This window comes from Crocinitomicaceae bacterium, from assembly GCA_016708105.1.
In the GTDB taxonomy this organism is placed as follows: Bacteria; Bacteroidota; Bacteroidia; order Flavobacteriales_D; family Crocinitomicaceae; genus JADJGJ01.
Window position 1 is genome coordinate 607241 of sequence record JADJGJ010000002.1, and the last position, 17324, is coordinate 624564.

General features: G+C 37.0%; 10 protein-coding genes. 8 read left to right on the plus strand and 2 right to left on the minus strand.

The window, feature by feature from the left end; genetic code table 11:
* The first annotated feature begins 63 nt into the window (after positions 1–63).
* From IPH66_13805 to IPH66_13835, 7 genes are all read left to right on the plus strand, one after another.
* The gene (locus IPH66_13805; protein MBK7130414.1) at positions 64–2388 is read left to right on the plus strand and encodes a TonB-dependent receptor; all 2325 of its coding nucleotides are present in this window, start codon (positions 64–66) and stop codon (positions 2386–2388) included.
* Entirely contained in the window at positions 2388–3206 is an 819-nt protein-coding gene (locus IPH66_13810) for a DUF4249 domain-containing protein (GenBank protein MBK7130415.1), read from the plus strand. The genes IPH66_13805 and IPH66_13810 overlap by 1 nt, the downstream gene beginning before the upstream one ends.
* Before the next feature lie 249 nt (positions 3207–3455).
* Positions 3456–7553: a PKD domain-containing protein gene (locus IPH66_13815; GenBank protein MBK7130416.1), complete on the plus strand. Its 4098-nt coding sequence runs from the start codon at positions 3456–3458 to the stop codon at positions 7551–7553.
* Positions 7554–7652: 99 nt separating this feature from the next.
* Positions 7653–8426, plus strand: a complete 774-nt coding sequence (locus IPH66_13820; protein ID MBK7130417.1) for a PAS domain-containing protein — start codon at positions 7653–7655, stop codon at positions 8424–8426.
* 156 nt (positions 8427–8582) lie between these two features.
* On the plus strand, positions 8583–9362 hold the full coding sequence (locus tag IPH66_13825) for a PAS domain-containing protein (GenBank protein MBK7130418.1): 780 nt from the start codon (positions 8583–8585) through the stop codon (positions 9360–9362).
* Positions 9363–9483: 121 nt separating this feature from the next.
* Positions 9484–12945 carry a T9SS type A sorting domain-containing protein gene (locus IPH66_13830; GenBank protein MBK7130419.1) on the plus strand — a complete coding sequence of 1154 codons (3462 nt, stop codon included), beginning with the start codon at positions 9484–9486 and terminating at the stop codon, positions 12943–12945.
* Positions 12946–13015: 70 nt separating this feature from the next.
* Positions 13016–14743: a SpoIIE family protein phosphatase gene (locus IPH66_13835; protein ID MBK7130420.1), complete on the plus strand. Its 1728-nt coding sequence runs from the start codon at positions 13016–13018 to the stop codon at positions 14741–14743.
* 31 nt (positions 14744–14774) lie between these two features.
* On the opposite strand, the gene IPH66_13840 is transcribed toward IPH66_13835, so the two are convergent.
* A complete protein-coding gene (locus IPH66_13840) occupies positions 14775–15554 on the minus strand; it encodes a hypothetical protein (protein ID MBK7130421.1) in 780 nt (259 codons plus the stop codon).
* A 38-nt stretch (positions 15555–15592) separates the two neighbouring features.
* A complete protein-coding gene (locus IPH66_13845; protein MBK7130422.1) occupies positions 15593–16075 on the minus strand; it encodes a hypothetical protein in 483 nt (160 codons plus the stop codon).
* A 302-nt stretch (positions 16076–16377) separates the two neighbouring features.
* On the opposite strand from IPH66_13845, the gene IPH66_13850 reads away from it, so the two are divergent.
* On the plus strand, positions 16378–17301 hold the full coding sequence (locus IPH66_13850) for a sterol desaturase family protein (GenBank protein MBK7130423.1): 924 nt from the start codon (positions 16378–16380) through the stop codon (positions 17299–17301).
* Positions 17302–17324: the final 23 nt, after the last annotated feature.

The following is a 17324-nucleotide window of genomic DNA, read 5'->3' on the forward strand; positions in this document are numbered from 1 at the left end:
TACATTTGTTTCTGAAATGAATAATGGATGCTAAGTATGTTCTACTTGTATCAGGCACCACTTATGAAGAGCTGTTTAATTTTTTTTATGTTTTTTTTGTCGGCAGGAATTTTTTGTCAGCAAAAATTTACCTTGAGCGGACATGTCACCAGTGCTCAAACCGGTGAGTCATTGATTGGTGCAACGGTGAAAGTAAAAACTGCTGAAGGGATAAAGGGTACCATTGTTAACTCATACGGATTTTATTCTATCACATTGCCACAGGGCGATTACCCAATTGAAATTTCTTTCATTGGATTCAGCACCATTTCTGATACCATTATTTTACTCAGTGATATTCAACGTGATTTTGAATTGAAAGAATCAGGATTACTGAATGAAGTTGAAATAACGGCAGAGGCGAGCAATGATAATATTACATCAACTGAAATGAGTAAAAATGAACTCAGCATTGCAGAAATTAAAAAACTGCCTGCCTTAATGGGTGAGGTAGATATTATCAAAGCCATTCAACTATTACCGGGTGTACAGTCAGTAGGTGAGGGCGGTTCAGGGTTTTATGTGCGTGGTGGTGCGGTTGATCAGAACTTAATTTTATTGGATGAGGCAAACGTATATAATGCCTCTCACTTGATGGGTTTTTTTTCTGTTTTTAATCCTGATGTTGTTAAAGATGTTCAATTATATAAGGGCGGAATTCCGGCTGAATATGGTGGACGACTTTCATCAGTATTAGACATTAAAATGATAGACGGAAATTATAAAAACTTCACCGCTGAGGGAGGCATTGGAACCATTTCATCAAGAGCTACTATTGGCGGACCTATTGTTAAAGATCGTGGGTCATTTGTCATTTCCGGTAGACGAACTTATGCTGATATCTTTCTTAATTTTTCATCTAAAGAAGAACTTAAAAACAGTACGCTTTATTTTTATGATGCAAACATTAAATTGAATTATAAACTCAATGACAACAACCGAATTTATTTGTCAGGATATTTTGGACGCGATGTGTTTGGCATTGACAGTATGTTTAGAATGGACTGGGGCAATGCAACAGCTACTTTGAGATGGAATCATGTTTTCAGTAACAAGCTCTTTTTAAATACAACCGCTACATTTTCTAACTACGATTATTTTTTAGGTGAGCCTACCGGAAAAGAAGCGTATGAATGGACTTCGAATATTCAGGATTATTATTTGAAAACTGATTTTTCATATTTCATCAATCCGGACAATACGTTGAAATTTGGAGGACTTGCCTCATATCACCGCATTGATCCCGGTATGGCAGTGGGTACCGGAGTTTCAATTCTTGAAGAATTTGTTGTATCAAAAACTAACGGCCTTGAGTACGCATTTTATGTGAGTCACAAAATTAAATTCAACAACCGGTGGACAGCTAATTACGGTTTACGGTATTCTATTTTTCAAAATATTGGTCCGGGAACATATTACACATATGATGAAAATTTCAAAGTGAAAGACACATCAGAATATAGTAAAGGAGAAGTATTTAATACCTATGCCGGATTTGAGCCGCGTGCTGGATTAACGTTTGTACTTAATGAATACAGCTCATTAAAATTAAGCTACAACAGAACACGTCAATATATTCAACTGGCGTCTAATTCAACTTCATCATCACCTTTAGACATTTGGTTTCCATGCAGCCCGAATGTAAAACCACAAATTGCTGACCAAATTGCACTCGGATATTTTGTTAATCTTTATAAAGATGCATACGAAACATCAGTTGAAGTATATTACAAAGAGATGCAAAACGCTATTGATTTTAAAGATCACGCCACCTTGTTGTTGAATCCATACATGGAAGGTGAGTTACGTTTTGGACGTGCATGGGCATATGGTTCAGAGTTCATGGTAAAAAAATCAACCGGAAAATTAACCGGATGGATCAGTTATACTTTGTCACGCACGCAGAAACAAATTGATGGTATTAATAACAACAAACCATATCTGGCAAAATCAGATCAAACCCATAATTTGAGTGTGACCGTATCGTATGAATTTTCAAAACAATTATCTGTTTCAGCTAATTTCATATACAGTACCGGCTCAGCAGTTACCATGCCAATAGGTAAATATGAATACATGGGCATGGTGATTCCGCTTTATTCAGATCGCAATGCGAAAAGATTACCTGATTATCATCGGTTAGATTTTGCTGCAACTTGGAAAGTAAAACAAAAAGAAGGAAAGCGTTGGCAAAGTGAATGGGTGTTTAGTGTATACAACGTCTACAATAGAGCAAATGCATATCAGATTAATTTTAAGCAAAATCCTGACAATGCAAATGAAACAGTAGCTGAGATGATGTATTTATTTGGTATCATTCCATCAATCACGTATAATTTTAAATTCTGATGCAAAAAAAATATTTCTTTATATGCTTGTTGATTCTGGGCAGCGGTTTTATGTCTTGCAAGAAAATAATTGATATAGAATTAGAAGAAGGAGACCGTGTGTTGGTGGTTGATGCATGGTTTACTACTGAATCTAAAGTGCATGAAATAAGATTAACCCAAAGCACTGATTTTTATGACAGTGAACCAATACCTCAGGTGAGTGGTGCTGAGGTAAATATTACAGGTGGGGGAGAAACATTTTATTTTACAGAAACAGCTCCGGGGATTTATCATTCTGCTTCGGGAGTATCTGCAAAAATGCACACGAATTATACGCTGAATATTACCTACAATGGCATTACATATTCTGGTGCGGATTATTGTGACACTGTGCCGGTTTTAGAAGATATGATACCGTATCCGGCTTTTGATGATGATGGAATTTTACTTGGTTATGATGTGCTAATTTGGACAACTGAATTGGCAGGCTTTGGTGATTATTACGCTTGGCGTGTTTTGAAAAATGGACACTATGAATCAGATACCTTGAGTGACATTGATTTTGGCTCTGATGATTATATTGGTGATGGTTTGTATTTTGAAGCTTGGCCTATTTCATTTATTGAAGAATTAAATTCTGGTGATACCCTTAGGCTTGAGCAACACAATATCACAAAATCTACTTATGATGCTTTTATGGCTGTGATGCTTGAAACCGAATGGCGCGGCGGAATTTTTGACGCACCTCCTTCTAATGTCCCTTCTAATATTTCTAATGGCGCCATGGGACATTTCACCGTTTCATCTGTGTCAACATTTGATTTTATTGTGCCATAAAATTGAGTTTAGCGGTCTCTTGTTCTGTGATCAATCTGAAATTACTGACGATGATTAACCTTGAAAAATGGAAGAATAATTTTTCAAAATTTAGCGTCAAAAAATCATTAAAAAATAAACAGCCTTGTTAATCTCTTTGTCCAATCGTAAACTCAATACGCCCATTCATAAATTTATCATTGATTTAATGGTTTGAACTTAGATACAAGTACGTGAAATTTATATCTTTACCCAATCTAAAAATTACTTATGAAAAAACTTTTCGCTTTATTCAGTTTGGTGCTACTGACTTCAGCATCACTGAATGCACAGGTTTCATTTTACGCTGACACCTATTCAGGATGTGCACCTATTACCATTAGTTTTACGAATACCAGTGTTGACGGTGTCCATTTTGATTGGTATTTTGGTGATGGAGGTTATGTGTATGATTCTTACAGTGCCGGTCATATTTATGCCTACTCAGGTACTTACACTGTATACTTGTATGCCTATGACGCCTCATGGAACTCGGTAGGGTCATATAGTATAGTTCTTAACCTAGGTGGTCAACCTGATTATTTTAGTGTATCACCATCACCCGCCTGTCCTAATGACTACGTGAATTTTTATATTCCACAACAACCAACGTATTCATATAACTGGGATTTTGGCGATGGTTCACCAATACAAACTACTTCAGACTATTATACTAATTATACCTACTCAACCATGGGGACATATTACCCTTCAGTGAGCTATTATGATTATAACTGTGGTACTTCGTACTCTCTTTCTGGAATGATAGAGGTTGATAATTCCAATCCATGGTTTGGTGGATGGCCAAATCTCTTTGTGTCTGAAAATAATATTTGCCCCGGTTCTTCTGTAAACTTTCAAATTGGTGGCGGTCCTTACCAGAGTATAGAATGGAACTTTGGTGATGGTACTTATGGCTATGATCAATTTGCCGATGTTACGTACGCAACCAACGGCACATACAATGTATCCCTAACTTTGATCAATGGCTGTGGAGTAGATACTACGCTCTATACCAACATTACAGTTGATAATTCTGTTCCGGCTCCATCTGTATCAATTGATGGCCCAACTGAGGTTTGTCCGGGTGAGCAAGTTTACTTCACATCATATGGTCAGCCAAACCTCATGTATACTTGGGATTTTGGTGATGGTACTCCTGTTTTGACAACTGATTATTCTTACGTTTATCATGTTTTTGATAATCCCGGGACATATAATATTCAGATGACAGTTACCAATTCTTGCGGAAATACAACTACCTCTTTCTACACCGTAAATGCAACAACTAGTGCCCCGGTTTTTGATGCATATCTTCAAATTGACCCACACAATGTTTGTCCTGGTGATGATTTCAATTACTGGGTTCCTTGGCAATATGATTATTACATCAATTTTGGTGATGGAACATGGGAAACTGAGGGTTACTCACATAGTTATGATAGCCCGGGATCATATCCAATTTATTGCATGGTACAAAACGCATGCGGAATGACTGCAGAATTTTTTGATACCGTAAACGTGATGAATAATTTACCAATTACGCAAAGTCTTTATGCTGGTGCTTCACCAAATGTTGTGTGTCCTGGAGAAGATATTACTTTCTATACGGCTAGTGGATTCTCAAACTATACGTGGAATTTTGGAGATGGATATTCTGCTTCAACTGCTTTCAGTGATGTAAACCACCCTTATGTGAATTCAGGAACTTACAACGCATCTGTAACTGTTACTAACGGATGCGGATATGATACCACACAATATGTAACCATTGACGTTGTAAATAATTTACCGGTTGATCAAATAGATTATATGATTTTTGGTAATCAGGTTTGTCCGGGCAGTGAAGTGTATATGTCTTTTGATGATGACTATGGGTATGAAGTAGAATGGGATTTTGGTGATGGCTCAGCAACATCTGATGATTTGAATACATCACATGTTTATCCTTCTTTAGGAACTTATACGGTTGCACTGTCTGTTACTAACGGTTGCGGTATGGACTCAACAGTATATCAAACAATCACCGTTGCTAACGGTCTAACTCCTGACCTTTCTCAAATTGAAGGAGGTATTCAAACTCCGGGCTGTGTGGGTGATTCTTTATATTTTGCAATTAATCCTGCTGGTATTGCTGATTATTATTGGGATTTTGGTGACGGAAATTCTGGTCCCGCTGATGAATTATTGATTGTTGAAAGCGGTACCTACATGACAGCTTTCCATGCATATAATAACCCGGGTACTTACATGGCAACTTTAACCGTTACCAATTCTTGTGGCAATTCTGTTGATTCAACATTTGTAGTTGAAGTGGGTGGATTTGGCAGTGGAACACCGGTTGATGTATTTTTCTGGAGTAATGAATCAACCCCTACTTGTGAAGGACAACCTGTTGGATTTTTTGCAGTAGGTGCCGGAACATATATTTGGGATTTTGGCGACGGAACAGGAGAATTAGTTACCTACAGTGCTTTTGAAAATGTTCAACACACCTATGAACATGATGGCGTGTATGCAGTGACTTTGGTTGGATTGAATAGTTGTGGTAATTCTGATGAAGCTACTGAGATGATCATTATTCCAAATTCTGATCTTGACGTAATTACTAACACAGTAGCTGATTCTGATTGTGGTGAAAATAACGGTACTGCAATTGTTACGGCAAGTGGTGGATTAGCACCTTATACCTTCTCATGGACTAACGGTGATGAAGGATATGTTGCGGATAGTTTGTACAGCGGAATTTATGTTGTAACCGTTACTGATAATAACGGATGCAGCACTGAGGCACTTGCAACGGTTAGCGATGATCAGGGTCCGGTTATTATTCTTGAAAATATTGTACATAATGAATGTGCCGGTCAAGATAATGGTGTGATTTCAGTTTCAATTTTTGGTGGTGCTCCGCCTTATGATATCTTGTGGTCAAATGGTGAAACATCTGAAGACATTTATAATCTGGTGGCCGGTCCGTATGAATTATTTATTACCGATGCTAACGGATGTTTCTCGGTTGAAAGTTTTGAAGTGCAAGAACCGGCTACCACGTATCTTTCTGTAATAACAACTGATGCAGATTGCGGAATGAACAATGGAACTGCAACTGCAGTTATCAATAACGGAACCGGGCCTTTCAACTTTATTTGGCCTAACTCAACCGGTTCAAATAATTCAACGATTGGATTGCCTGGCGGGGTGTATGATTTGATGGTAATTGATGGTAACACCTGTTTAATTGAAGCATCATTTGTAGTGAATGACATGGATGCAACAGTGATCTTAACTGATTCAATTACTGATCCAACTTGTACCGGAACATTGAGTGCTGTTTATATCAATACAATGGGTGGTGTGGCACCGTATACTTACCAATGGTCTAATGGTTCAACTTCTCAGGATTTGACCAATGTTGTGCCGGGTGAATATAGTGTTGAGGTTACCGGAAACAATGGCTGCAGCGCGTATGAAATTTTCAATATTGAAATGTCAGCACCAGATGAAACAGATATTTGTATCGTAACAGTGGATACAAATTACAATTCAAATATTGTTGTTTGGAATCCGGTTGCGTCACCTGATGTTGTATCATATAATATCTATAAAGAAAGTTCGCAAAACGGACTGTACTATCTCATCGCAAATCAAAGTGCTGACAGTATCAGCCAGTATAATGATCTTGCTTCAGATGCTGCAATTCGCTCATGGAGATATAAAGTATCAGCGGTAGATGATTGTGGTAATGAATCTGATTTAAGTGAGCCTCACAAAACCATTCACCTTTCATCTAACCTTGGTGTTGGTGGAGTTGTTAACCTGATTTGGGATCACTATCACGGATTCACTTATGACACTTATTATATTTGGCGTTATCACCCATCAACCGGATGGGAGAAAATTGATTCGTTAGGTTCAGATAATATTTCTTATACAGATTTGACACCTCCAAGTGATAGTAACTTGGTGTATGTAATTGAAATTTTACCACCTTCAATTTGTACTGCGTCAAAAGTGCAAGATCACAACTCATCACGTTCTAATAAATCTTCTATCAATATGCCTGAAGAGGAAGAAGAGTTAGGTGTGAATGAAATTGAATCAAACCACTTGAGCATTTATCCAAATCCAACTTCTGGTTTTGTACAACTTAAATATTCTGATGTAATTCAAGAGGTGCGTGTTTATGATATGTCTGGTCAACTAGTTTTCAGAGCAAATAATAATTCTGAAATTTTATCCATTGACTTTGCAGCTTACGCACGTGGTGTTTATACTATTGAGTTATATACTCCAAACGGTATATTGCACAGCAGAATTGTGAAGCAGTAATATTTTGATATACAGCATAAAACAGCCATCCAATCGGGTGGCTGTTTTTTTTTGTAAAAGATTAAGTTATTTTTGAGTAACACAGTTCAAAAATTCAACATGAGTACAGACCAATTTGTTTTACGCAGCGCTTGCCAGATATGGACTAATCAGAATATGCAGGCCAAACAAATCAGACAGGATATTGATTTTGATTTACAAAAAAAATTACTCAATATGCTAAGTGTTGGTGATTATTATGTGTTCATTTTCAATCTCGCTGATCTCAAATTTGATTATGTGTCTGATGACGTTGAACGAGTTTTGGGTTATAAAGCAGAGGAGTTTACCATGCCGTTTATTCTCTCAAAAATTCATCCTGATGACCGAAATACTTTTGTGAATTTTGAGAATACGGTGATGAATTTTTTTAAAAAATTACCACAAGATCAATATTTCAATTATAAAATGCGATATGATTATCGTGTGATGCGCAGTGATGGAACATACGCTCGCATTTTGCAACAAGTAATTACCATCAACTACAGTATTGACGGTGGAGTGATACATACATTTGGTGTACACACGGATATCTCCCATTTGAAAACATCTAATCATACCCGACTTTCATTTATTGGGTTGAATGGCGCACCTTCATTTTTAGATTATCCGGTTGAAGAATATAAATCAATTTCACCCACAGTAGATTTTACCAAACGCGAACTAGATATTCTGAGTTTGATGTGGGAGGGTATGGATACACATGAGATTGCTGCGGCTTTACAAATCAGTTCTGAAACTGTCAAAACAATGCGAAAAAAAATGTTAGCCAAAACTAATTCTCCTAACGCCGTTTCACTGGTACGTTATGCACTTGAACATGGGGCTATTTAATTTAGTCAGCTTCCCATCAATTATTTTTTATTTCATTCAAAATGCCTATTTATTGAAAGTCATTTATTTGCGATTAAATTGTTGATTGGTGAATTCAATACGTTTGTTTTAGTGAGTTCATACGCTTATATTTGAATAGAGCACAAGCCTTATATCATGAGTCCACAAAACTTTCTGTTGAAATCAGCCAGTCATATCTGGACAAATCAACACATGCAACAGAGAAGAGTGAGACAAGAAATTGATCTGGTCTTACAAAAGAAATTATTAAATCTTCTCAATGTAGGAGAATCATATTACTACATTTTCAATTTACAAGATCTTAAATTTGATTTTGTTTCAGATGAAATAATTCATGTACTGGGTTATGCGCCTGATGAGTTTACCATGGAATTAGGGTTGTCAATCATTCACCTTGACGATCAACCAAAATTCATCAATTTTGAAAATACGGTGATGAATTTTTTCAAAGAATTACCACCTGAAAAATACTTTAAATACAAAGTAAGGTATGATTATCGCATGCGTAGGAAAGACGGAAACTATATTCGCATACTGCAACAGGTAATCACTATTAATTATAGTTTGGATGGTGGCGTGATACATACCTTTGGTGTGCACACAGATATTTCTCATCTGAAAACAAGTAACCACATGAGTCTCTCACTCATTGGGCTTGATGGAGAACCTTCATTCATTGATTATCCGGTTGAAGCATACAAAGAAAACAATCAAAAGAAAACTGCGTCATTCACTAAGCGTGAACGTGATATTCTGAGCCATATCTGGGAAGGCAAAGACAATAAACAAATAGGAAGTGATTTAAACATAAGTCCTGAAACGGTAAAAACTATTCGCAAGAATATGATGGCAAAAACCGGCGCAAAAAGTACTATTGCTTTAATAAGACTTGCACTTGAACACGGCGCAATCTGATGAACAGGGTTTTTAATTTCATACCCATTTTGGGGTATTTTTTTTCAAATTGATCTGGCATAGCTTTGCCTAAATACTTTTTGCTATATAGCTAAGTTCAATTTTGATTTAACCTGAATATATGAAAACACACCCTTTGTGTTATAAAAAGCTGGCCCTCATGTTGCCGGCTTTTTTATTTTGTTCCCTTGTTTTTTCTCAGACGTTTACGAATGAGTTCCATGACTTTAATGATAATCAGGTGCCGGCTGGATGGACATTTTATGCTTCCAATGCAACATTATCCGGCGGTTATATCGGTGCTTTCGTGAGTTCCGGAGATGCGCAACTTACAAAAACAGGAGTTATGCCAGGCTGCACGGATAGCGTTGCAATAGAGTGGGAAGGATCTATTCGCTATAACTATTGGGGATGTCGGACTCTCTTGGAAGTATCCCTTGGTGACACGCTCTTTGATTTTTGGCACGAGTATAAAGAGTACTTCTGGGGTAATACTAACAAATCTTTCATTCATTTCCCAAACAACAACATTACTGTTTCTACTCATACCGTTGCTGCTGATTTTTCAGATTTTCATTATAAAGTAGTTTTTACCCATGATTCAATTTATTTTCAGACTCGGAGAATTTCGGATAATGTTTTGGTTCAAAATCATGGTATTGATCCACAGGCCTTTTATCCAAATTATGCTTTAGATAGTATCTCTCAGATAAAGTTCTATTGTCAAACGGGCACCGACTGGAGTATTTTCTTGGACAACGTCAGCATCCAATTCTACCAAAAAACCCCATACACCGGCAGTGAAACCGTCACTGTTTGTTCAGGTGAATCATACACTTTTCCTGATGAATATTTTGAATCAAATATTACCGGTACAGTAAATCACACGAGTATTTTGCAAGGGCAATTTGGATGTGACAGCACGATAAATACTACTGTTAATGTTATACCTTCCTATAATCTGACTGAGAATATTTTTATCTGTTCAGGTAGTGATTATTTATATCCTGATGGTTTTTCACAAACCAATATCACCGCCCCGGAAAATCATATTAGTTCTCTTATTGCCCTGAATGGGTGTGATAGTATTATTACTACAAACATCAGTATACATCCTGAGTATAATTTGAGTGAATCTTTCAGTGTTTGTTCGGGTGCTTCGTATACTTACCCTGACGGAACCAGTTCAACCAATATCATTTCATCTGAATCACACGTGAGTAATTTAACTACTATCAATGGTTGTGACAGTATCATTACAACAAACATTTCAGTTGATCCTGTTTTTGCCCTTAGTGAGAATTTCGTCATCTGTTCAGGTGATTCATATACATATCCTGATGGTAGTTCAGAAACTAATATCACATCATCAACTTCACATGCGAGTAATCTTACAACAATTGAAGGTTGTGACAGTGTGATCACAACAAATCTTTCTGTTATGCCGGTATACAATTTTTCAGAGAATGCTAATGTGTGTTCAGGTAACAACTATCTTTTTCCGGATGGAACACTGGCAATTAATATTAGTGCAGACATGACTCATGTAAGTAATCTCACCAGTATTTCAGGGTGTGATAGTGTCATTACAACAAATATAACATTGGTGGCAGATCCGGTAGTGACTATTAATTTTACGACGTCTGCTTTTTGTGAAAATGACGGAATGATTTCACTTGTTTCAAATGCAAGTCCGGCCGGAGGATTTTGGTCAGGCACAGGTGTGAATACCGGTTCATCAACGTTTGATCCATCACTTGCCGGCCCCGGTGCACATACATTGACATATACTTTTTATAATTCTGACGGCTGTTCTGGTTCATCATCATTTCTTGTAGAAGTAAACGAAGTACCGCAATTAAATGTCACCACAACTGATGCAGGTTGCGGAGAAGAAAACGGAACAGCGTCTGTGAGCATTAGTGGCGGCGCATCACCTTATGACATCTACTGGACAACAGGAGAATCAACGAACAGTATTGATAGTTTGGCGGCAGGGACATATCTTGTCACGGTAACCGATGACAATAATTGCCAGGCCTCGTATCCTGCCATGGTATCATCAACAGGTATTAGCATTAGTGGAACAGTTATACCTGTCACGTGTGCAGGTGGTAATGATGGTGCAATTGATGCGTTGATTACTGCTTCATCCGGGGTACAATCTATTCAATGGTTAACTGGTCAAACATCTGAAGATATTTCAGGATTAACTGCAGGATACTATGAAGTAACCGCAGTGTCTAATAATGGATGCACAGCAGTAGCCATGTTTCAAGTGACTGCATCTTCAACTTTTAGTTTTATTAATTCATCTGTCAACGCAACGTGCGGGTTGAATGACGGCTCCGCATCATGTATTGTGTCTGGCGGAACAGCACCTTATGAGTATCAATGGTTTGAAAGTGTTTCAGGTTTGCCGGTTGGAATAAACAGTGCTAATCTAACAGGTGTTGAAGCAGGTGCATATCATGTGCTTATTACTGATGACAACGGGTGTTCATCTATTCAAAATATTGTTATCAATAATGCAGGAGGACCTGAAATAATAATTAATTCAATCATCCCGGCAACTTGTTTGAATAATGGAGCAATTAATATTTCAATTCAATCTGATTTTGTCATTAGTTCTATTCTTTGGAGCAATGGAGCAACAACAGAAAACATCAACGCACTTGCTCCGGGATATTATAGTGTAGAAATTACAGATGAAAACGGGTGCGTTGGAATGGCAGGCGCAGAGGTGAATTCATTAGTGCCTGAGTTTATTCCTATTTGTCTTGTAACCGTTGACACACTTACTAATACCAATTTGCTGGTGTGGGAAAAACCTGCTTCAACTGACATTGACTATTTCAATATTTATAGAGAAACATCTGTTGCCGGAATTTATCAGTGGATTGCTTCAGTTCCTTATTCCAATGAATCTATTTATTCTGACCCATTTGCATCACCTGCAGTAAGATCATGGAGATATAAAATTTCAGCCGTCAATACATGCGGTGAAGAATCTATGCTAAGTGATTTTCATAAAACCATTCATCTTACCATAGATTTAGGTATTGGTAATACCATCAATTTACATTGGGATGAGTATGTAGGATTTGCTTTTGGTACATACGATCTTTACCGCTACACCAATGCTAACGGGTGGGAATTAATTCAGAGCCTGCCTTCAACCAATTTCTCTTATACAGATAATCCTTCACCTATGGGTGGCTTGGATTATTTTATCAGCGTGACACCACCGGTAACTTGTACATCATCTAACAAAGTGCAGGATCATAATTCATCACGATCTAATAAAACATCATCAGTCATTGGAGATTATTTTGGATTTGAAGAAAATGTTAGTTCATCATTAAGTATTTATCCGAATCCTACTAACCATTTAGTTAGCGTGAGCAGTGATGATGAGATTACTGAAATTGTTGTGTACGATATGAGTGGTCAGGAAGTCTATCGAGCTCAACCTAATACAAATCATTATACGTTTAACTGCGCGTATTTTGCTGATGGTGTATATACCGTCAAGGTTAAAACAACATCAGGATTTTCCATAAGCAAACTCATTAAGCAGTAATTGATTAACTTTGTTTTCTGAAAAGTGAAAGGGAGGATATTTTTTCCTCCCTTTTTATTGATGAAAACCTATGTCAGGAGCTGCACGCGTACAAAAGAAAGTACTCATTTTATTATTGGTTGTTCTAGTTGGAGTCATCACCAGCGCTTATTTCGTTTACACTAGTTTAAGTGAAATAGTAACTGACCTTACTGAAGAGGCGCGCCCTGATGAATCTCTGCTTCAGATGAAAGAAATGTTGTATCATCTTTCTGATGCTGAAAACAATATAAAATCGTATGCCCTGACACAAGATGTCAATTACCTCAATGCGTATTATGAGAATTATACTGAAGCAAATGCCTCAATTGATAGTTTGCGCAATTTAACTGTCTCTGAAAAAAATCCTGCGCATGACATAGACACTCTTGATTCACTTGTATCAAAGAAATTTGACATGCTTGATAACCTCTTACTACTGCAAGGAGAATCACGTGTGATGACAGCACTTGAAAAAATATCACTGGAAATTGAACCGGAAAATAATTCAAGCAACGGTCAAAACAATGAAAATACTGAACTGCAAGAACGCGAAGAAAAAAACTTTTTTGACCGTTTATTGAACAAGCGCAAAAAGAATAAAAAAAATGAAGATGAAAATTCCTCAACAGCTCCAGAGGATAATACGCTGTTTGCAGAAAAAATTACAGTAGATGAATTGAATGCAGAAATTGAAACTATTCAACTTGAAGAAGAACGGATAGACAAAAAGTTAAAAGCAAAAGAACTTGAATTGATTCAGGCAGACAAGGCAGTAATGGATGAAATAAGAAAAATTATTTCTACCATGGAAGAGCGCGAAAAACTCAACATGGATGAAAAATTAGCATTGGCTGATGATACCAGTTTCAAAACCAAAATTATGATTGGTTTCTTTTGTCTTCTCACCTGTGCTTTGCTTGCGATTGCTGTGGTTATAGTCAATAAATACATTGTCAGAAATGAAGCATTTAAAATTGCGCTCAAACGCGCTAAACATGAAACTGATTTGAAAAATAAAGAAATTACTGACAGTATAACTTATGCAAAAAAAATACAAGAAGCATTGTTGCCTGATGAACAAAAACTGAGTGAAAATCTGAATGACTATTTTGTTTTTTATGAACCAAAAGATATTGTTGCCGGAGATTTTTATTGGATTGAAAAAAGCGCAAACAAAACCTTCATTGCTGTTGCTGATTGTACCGGACATGGTGTGCCAGGCGCTATGGTGAGCGTGGTATGCAGCACTGCCCTCAACCGGTGTGTACGTGAATTTGAATTGCAGACACCGGCAGAAATTTTGGACAAATGCCGCAACATGGTGATTGATGCACTGGCTTCAGGTAACCAATTGGTAAAAGACGGAATGGACATTGCGCTCATTGCAATTGAACATGCATCGCATTCAAGTAATGAGATCAACGTGGAATATGCCGGAGCAAATAATCCGCTTTACATGATCATTGAAAATAATTTGCAAGAACTGCGAGCAGATAAACAGCCTGTTGGTTTGTATCAACATCAAACCCCTTTCACCAATCATAAAATTACCTTGAAAAAAGGAACTATGCTTTATTTGTTCTCAGATGGATATGCTGATCAATTTGGTGGGCCTCAAGGTAAAAAATTTAAATACCGCCCTTTTCAGGAAATGTTAAAGAAAAATTCAGGATTAGAAACGGAGAAACAATTGCATTTTATCCGAGATAATTTTATGTCATGGCGAGGTTCATTTGAACAAATTGATGACGTTTGTGTAGTTGGAATAAAAGTGTGATTTTTTCAAATCTTCATCAATCAAATTCTGATTAATTAATCATTTCTACTTTAACATCATCAACCCACAAGTGACAATTATTATCGTATGAATTTGCCGTAACGCCGAATTCAATATTGCTGTAAATTCCTTTAGTGCCTTGAATAAAATAGAGCAAATCTTTTGGCATGGTGCGAGTGTTTGATCCTTCCAGAAGTAGGGTTCCATCTTGCCAGAGTTTAACTGTGCCGTCTTTTTTTTGTGAAAGACCAATTTCCCAAACTACTTCAACCCATTGATTGCGCGGAAAATCTATTTCATTTCCTGCTGGTTGAAAAATATCCGGTTCATTAAATTTATGCTCTACTGCTAAATGATTGTCTACAAGAGCAACTCGCATTCCCGGTCCGGCACCAATAGCGGTGTATTCTTCCAGATCAATTAAAAAAAGCCAGTCAAAACTAATCGTGTCCTGAATAAAAAACCAGGCTGTAATGCGTATTGTTTCTCCTTCATGAAATGCCATGTGTTGTCTGTTTATGCTGGCTTTTGACACATTAACATCATTTGATTTTACCCCAAAACAATGCACTGAATTGTTACCGCTGTGAGCCATGGTAGTATCAAGCGTGATAAAATTATTATCAAAGGTCAGCTGTTTGAACGACCAGTATTTATCCAAATTTGGCCAGGGCAAAAACATACTGTCAACGTGTTGATAATTTTCAAAACCATCTTCGTAAAAATCTTCTCCACCAAAATGCTTTTCTTTATTGCAACTGCTGATTACAAACAGTAGTACAAAAAATAAAATTAAATGTATTGATTTCATAAGCGCTTGTATTTTTTGAATGACTGATATCATGAAAATTATTTATTGAAAAACGAATAGCCTATGCTGATACCACCCCAATGCTGTACTTGAAAATCGAATAGATAAGAGATAAGTGGAGTATAGGTCACGCGGTAATAAAAATGTTTGTCAGCAGGTTGAAATCTATAACCGAATGAAGCAGTGGTAAGAATAAAAAAATTCCCTTTTGTAGTCACGGTTATTCCTTGTCCCAAACCACATTCTAATTTATGCGCTGATTTACCTGTAGAAGTATGAATCATCAACGGGAAAACCAATCCCATTCCGTTATTTTTATCAATGGGTGCCACACTAAATCCTGCACGCCACAAGAACATAGTGTTTTTTGTCTGCCAAAAATCACGCTCATAATTAATAGAACCTAAACCACCGCTACCGGCAATTTCTAAAAATATCCCGCTTCGTTTGGTGGTTTGGGATTGGGAGAATGCAGCCCAGTGTAACATAAATAGAAGCGTCACCAGAGTATTAACTTTCATTTTTAATTTGTTTATTTAATTCTACTTCAGAAAAGAATTTGATATGATCATTTGTTGAAATTGGTCAACAAAAAGCGCGGTTTATCTTATATCATGTTAAATTTAGTACTTATTAAAAACCGGCATCTATGTTCAGGTGAAATTAACTTGTACGCTCTGCATATATGCTTAAAAAGCATGCAAGCTAAGGGTTTTAGAAGGATGAAGAGACAAAAGCGCAGTATGATGCTTATGTTAAAATACTATTTTCACGGTATTTGAATGTATCATGAAACAAGATAAATTTGTACCTGAAGAAAAGCATGGAAGACATTAGTTATTACTTACCTTTTGATCAACTCTTTGAACCTAACAAACGAGTATATTGGCCATACTTGGCGTTATGCGTGGTGTATGCACTCATCTTTATTTTGTTTACCGGCACTAAGATCAAACGCTACGGCATGCGTGATGTTTTTTCAAAATCCAGTATGATTGATGGGGTTGCGTGGGGACTCAACCACTTGTTGCAAATTTTGGTTTTGCCCTTGTTGTTTACCAATTCACTTGGGGTTGCATCTTATGTTTACAAGGGAATGAACAATGTGTTTGGTGACTACACCAATACCTATTTTTCTACCAATTGGGGTTTGGTTTTATATGCATTGACCTATTTTATTTTTTCTGATTTTACCCGGTTTGCTTTGCATTATCTTCTTCATCACAATGCTTTTTTGTGGCGTTTGCATCGCATGCATCACACGGCAGAAATTTTAACACCTATTACGTTTTTCAGAATTCACCCTTTTGAAATGGTATTGACTCAATTAAGATTCTTACTTGTGCACGGTGTGATAACCGGAATTTTCATCTACTTTTTTCTTGAGGTGTATGATTTTCCAAAAATAATGGGCGCCAGTTTTTTTGTATTTTTCACCGCTATACTAGGTGGAAATTTGCGACACTCACATGTTCCAATAGGCTTTGGAATTTTTGAAAAAATATTTCTCAGTCCTAAGCAACATCAAATGCATCACAGTAAAGACCCCGCTTTACAGCATTCAAATTACGGTTCATTTTTTGCGTTGTGGGATCGGATGTTCTCTACTTGGAAATCTTCCAAAGGCATTAAAGACATTGAGTTTGGCGTAAAGCAACAAGAGAAACAATCACTCAAAGATGATTTGCTTTTTCCTTTCATGCTCAAAAGAAAATCTGAGTCTGCTTCTAATTTGAAAAGGGAGTAGTTATACTTTTCCGCAGATGCGAT

Excerpts from the sequence above, each read along its gene's own strand:
- IPH66_13805 (MBK7130414.1), top strand. The coding sequence starts at position 64 with ATGAAGAGCTGTTTAATTTTTTTTATGTTTTTTTTGTCGGCAGGAATT.
- IPH66_13810 (MBK7130415.1), top strand. The coding sequence starts at position 2,388 with ATGCAAAAAAAATATTTCTTTATATGCTTGTTGATTCTGGGCAGCGGT.
- IPH66_13815 (MBK7130416.1), top strand. The coding sequence starts at position 3,456 with ATGAAAAAACTTTTCGCTTTATTCAGTTTGGTGCTACTGACTTCAGCA.
- IPH66_13820 (MBK7130417.1), top strand. The coding sequence starts at position 7,653 with ATGAGTACAGACCAATTTGTTTTACGCAGCGCTTGCCAGATATGGACT.
- IPH66_13825 (MBK7130418.1), top strand. The coding sequence starts at position 8,583 with ATGAGTCCACAAAACTTTCTGTTGAAATCAGCCAGTCATATCTGGACA.
- IPH66_13830 (MBK7130419.1), top strand. The coding sequence starts at position 9,484 with ATGAAAACACACCCTTTGTGTTATAAAAAGCTGGCCCTCATGTTGCCG.
- IPH66_13835 (MBK7130420.1), top strand. The coding sequence starts at position 13,016 with ATGTCAGGAGCTGCACGCGTACAAAAGAAAGTACTCATTTTATTATTG.
- IPH66_13840 (MBK7130421.1), bottom strand. The coding sequence starts at position 15,554 with ATGAAATCAATACATTTAATTTTATTTTTTGTACTACTGTTTGTAATC.
- IPH66_13845 (MBK7130422.1), bottom strand. The coding sequence starts at position 16,075 with ATGAAAGTTAATACTCTGGTGACGCTTCTATTTATGTTACACTGGGCT.
- IPH66_13850 (MBK7130423.1), top strand. The coding sequence starts at position 16,378 with ATGGAAGACATTAGTTATTACTTACCTTTTGATCAACTCTTTGAACCT.